A 3,703-nucleotide genomic window follows, 5' to 3' on the forward strand; every position below is an offset into this window, starting at 1 on the left:
CATTTAAGCAGCCGGAGTGTATCTGCAGGAGCATCCGTCACGAAAGGTGATGAGATAGGTCTTATAGGAAATACTGGAAATTCTACAGGGAGCCATCTTCATATTGAACTTTTGAAAAATGGAGAGCGGTTAAACCCGATCTTTTATCTGGAAACAGGAGAAGGGGCAGGCTTTGGCGGTAATGAATATACCAGTGAAGCAGCACAGCGTTTGTTAAATGAAGCAGCGAGATATCTTGGAACACCATATGTGTGGGGTGGATATTCGCCAAGTGGATTTGACTGTTCTGGATTTGTAAGTTACTGCCTAGTTCATTCTGGGGTTAGAAACACCGGGAGGTTGACAGCACAGGGATTGTACAATATTTGTACACCTGTATCACAGTCAGATGCACAGCCGGGAGATCTGATCTTCTTTACAGGAACCTACGATGCAGGAGAACCAGTAACGCATATCGGAATCTATGTGGGCAATGGTCAGATGATCCATTGTGGGCATCCGGTTCAGTATACGTCCATCAACTCTCCATACTGGCAGAGCCATTTTTATGGATTCGGACGATGGTAAGGAAAAGGGCGGTGTAACAGCCGTCCGGAAAGGAGAAGCGATGAAAAGTCTTGAAAAAGCACCGTCAGATTATGAGAAAGCCAAGGAAAAAATGGAAGCATCCAAAGCCAGATATGAAGCAGATTTAAAGCGGTTCAAGGCTGCGGAGATTGCAAAAACAGAAGCGGAAAATCTGGAAATTGTAAAAATTATCCGTGCGATGGATATGAGCATTCCAGAGCTGGAAGCTTTCAAAAAGAGAATGAAAAATGAACTGCCCGGCAGGGTAGAAATACAGGAGGAGGAAACAAGGTCTGATGATGAATTTAGAGAAGATGAAACAGAAGAAATCTAAAAATAGCGTGAAAAAAGGATTGCTTGCAGCAACGACATTTCTTTGCCTGACAACACCTTTGCTCCAGACACAGACTGCTTATGCAGCTGAGAATATCACACCTGCAATCACGATTGAGAAACCGGATGGCTGGAAACAGGGAGAAACAACTATTACTGTTACGGTAGATGCCAGTCATATGCCGGAAGGTTTCTCGATAGCAAAGATTGAAGCAAAAGCTGGAAAAGATGGAAGCTGGCAGGATGTAACCGGAAGCGGAAGTATCACGATTACTGGAAACCAGACGGTATACGTGCGTGTGACAGATGGTGAGGGGAAGGTCTATGAGCAGAATCGCTCTATTAAGTGTTATGACACGGAAAAGCCGACACTCTCTGCTTCCCTGACAGATGGTGTACTGACGATTCAGGGAAATGATACAGTATCCGGGATTACTGCAGTAACAGTTAATGGCACCGCTTATACAGATCTGAAGGATGGAATGCTGAGAGTGCAACTGACACAGAAAGATTTTTCAACAAAACAGATTGAAATCACGGTAACGGATGGTGCCGGAAATACTTCTGAGAGGTATGTACTACAGAATCCTTATTATGAATGGGCAAAGAAGCAGGCAGAGAAACAGAAAACCTCCAGTGACAGTAATGGCGCAATGGCAACTACGACTAGTGCAGATGCAACTGCTACTGAGAAAACAACGACTTCACCACTTCCGCAGGATGCACAGGCTTCTGAGCCGACAGATGCAAAAGGAACTGTGGATAATCGGACAGTGACAGGTATCGAGGAACAGCTTAATAAAGAAGGCGAGACAGCAGATTCTGTTACAAAAACAGCTACGGAAGGCACAAAAGAGTTTTATACCATTTCAACTAAGAGTGGTAAGATTTTCTATCTGATCATTGATAATTCAAAATCTCAGGATAATGTGTATTTTCTTACAGAAGTCAGTGAAAAAGATCTGATGAACTTCACACTTTCTGATTCGGTGACACTTCCGGAAGTGGATACGGTTTATGCAGAACCAGAGAAAAAAGCAGAGGAAGAAAAACCGGAAACGACAGAGTCAGCCGAGAAAGATAAGGTAGAGGATGATATTCAGATGCCTGAAGATAAAAGTCCATTTGGAACGTATCTTTTGATTGCACTGGTTGCAGTCGGAGCTGCGGCAGGAGGATATTACTTCAAAGTCTATAAACCAAAACATGAATATGATGACGAGGACGAGATGGAAGAGGATGAAGATGAATCCGAAGATTCAGAGTCAGAAAAACGGGAAGTAGATGATGCAGATGAGCAGGAAGAAAGTACAGAACCGGAAATCCTGAGAGATGAAGATTTTGACGATAATGTGCTGGAAGATGAAGAAGAGGAGGAAGGGCGATGATTGAGTGCGGAATAAGAAATATCAGATTATATACGCTGATCCGCCTTGGCAGTATAACAGGAAGGCGGGGCAGGGAATTGCCGCAGACCATTACCCGACCATGAGTTTACAGGAAATCTGTGATCTTCCAGTTGGAAAATTAGCGGATAAAGATTGTGTTTTATTTCTCTGGGTCACTTTTCCACAGCTGAGAGAAGGATTAAGTGTGATTCAAGCATGGGGATTTCAGTACAAGACAGTAGCGTTCGTGTGGGTAAAGAAGAATAAAAAGGCAGATACTTTGTTTCTTGGTCTGGGACACTGGACAAGGAGCAATGCCGAAATTTGTTTGCTTGCAACGAAAGGGTCTGTTCATAGGAAATCAGCATATGTTCGACAGATTATTTTATCACACATTGAAAGACACAGTAAAAAACCAGATGTGGCAAGAGATAGAATTGTTGAGCTTATTGGTGATGTACCGAGAATAGAATTATTTGCACGACAGACAACACCTGGGTGGGATGTCTGGGGAAATGAAATACAGTCAGATATAGAAATGAAAAGTGAGGAAGAAATAGAATGAAAGCATTAGTGATTGCAGAAAAGCCATCGGTTGCGATGGCACTGGCTTCCGTGCTTGGAGCCAGAACAAGAAAAGATGGCTACGTGGAGGGAAACGGTTATATCGTTTCCTGGTGCGTAGGACATCTGGTGGGATTATGCGATGCATCGGAATACGATGAAAAATATAAAAAATGGAGATATGAGGATCTGCCGATTGTGCCGGAATGTTGGAAACACAAGATTTTGGAGGGCACAAAGAAGCAGTTCGGAATCTTAAAGAAACTGATGAGAGATTCCAAAGTAGATGAAGTGATCTGTGCAACTGATGCAGGACGTGAAGGTGAGCTGATCTTCCGTCTGGTGTATGAGCAGGCAGGATGTAAAAAGCCGATGAAGCGACTCTGGATCTCTTCCATGGAAGAACAGGCAATTAAAGATGGATTTTCGTCATTAAAAGACGGTTCGTGTTATGACAGTCTCTATCAGTCAGCACTTTGCAGGGCAAAGGCAGACTGGCTGGTGGGAATCAATGCGAGCCGTCTTTTTTCCGTTCTGTATAACCAGAATCTGAAAGTTGGAAGAGTACAGACACCAACACTTGCCATGATTGTGGATCGAAATCAGAAGATCAAGGAATTTACCAAAGAAAAATATTATATGGCTCATATCAAGTTTGACGATATGGATGCGGTCACAGAGCATTTTCAGAAAAAAGAAGATGCAGATAAAGTGGCTGCAGAGTGTCAGGAGCGTATGTGCGAAGTGGAGAAGGATGATGTGAAAGAGAAAACGGTCCGCCCTCCAAAACTCTATGATCTGACCACCCTGCAGAGGGAAGCTAACAGAATGTTTGGCTATACCGCACAGCA

At 43.5% G+C, this 3,703-nt stretch carries 5 protein-coding genes; all 5 read left to right on the forward strand.

Annotated features, from left to right (window positions below; all coding sequences use genetic code 11):
* Window positions 1-567: C40 family peptidase (locus tag PGQ33_RS16505; protein ID WP_270206111.1), on the forward strand; the 567-nt coding region annotated here is incomplete at its 5' end.
* Window positions 548-901, forward strand: a complete 354-nt coding sequence (locus PGQ33_RS16510; RefSeq protein WP_270206112.1) for a DUF4315 family protein — start codon at window positions 548-550, stop codon at window positions 899-901. The genes PGQ33_RS16505 and PGQ33_RS16510, both read left to right, overlap by 20 nt.
* Window positions 864-2,288, forward strand: a complete 1,425-nt coding sequence (locus PGQ33_RS16515) for a CD1107 family mobile element protein (protein WP_217498425.1) — start codon at window positions 864-866, stop codon at window positions 2,286-2,288. The genes PGQ33_RS16510 and PGQ33_RS16515 overlap by 38 nt, the downstream gene beginning before the upstream one ends.
* Before the next feature lie 4 nt (window positions 2,289-2,292).
* Complete coding sequence (locus PGQ33_RS16520; protein ID WP_118576006.1) at window positions 2,293-2,853, forward strand: MT-A70 family methyltransferase; 561 nt, start codon at window positions 2,293-2,295, stop codon at window positions 2,851-2,853.
* The coding region (locus PGQ33_RS16525) for a DNA topoisomerase (protein WP_270206113.1) at window positions 2,850-3,703 on the forward strand (854 nt) is incomplete at its 3' end. The genes PGQ33_RS16520 and PGQ33_RS16525, both read left to right, overlap by 4 nt.

The organism is Coprococcus sp. AM100_B19A, from assembly GCF_027662015.1.
In the GTDB taxonomy this organism is placed as follows: Bacteria; Bacillota; Clostridia; order Lachnospirales; family Lachnospiraceae; genus Allocoprococcus; species Allocoprococcus comes.

Bases quoted from the DNA above. Each gene is read 5' to 3' on its own strand.
- PGQ33_RS16510 (WP_270206112.1), top strand. From the start codon at position 548: ATGGATTCGGACGATGGTAAGGAAAAGGGCGGTGTAACAGCCGTCCGG.
- PGQ33_RS16515 (WP_217498425.1), top strand. From the start codon at position 864: ATGATGAATTTAGAGAAGATGAAACAGAAGAAATCTAAAAATAGCGTG.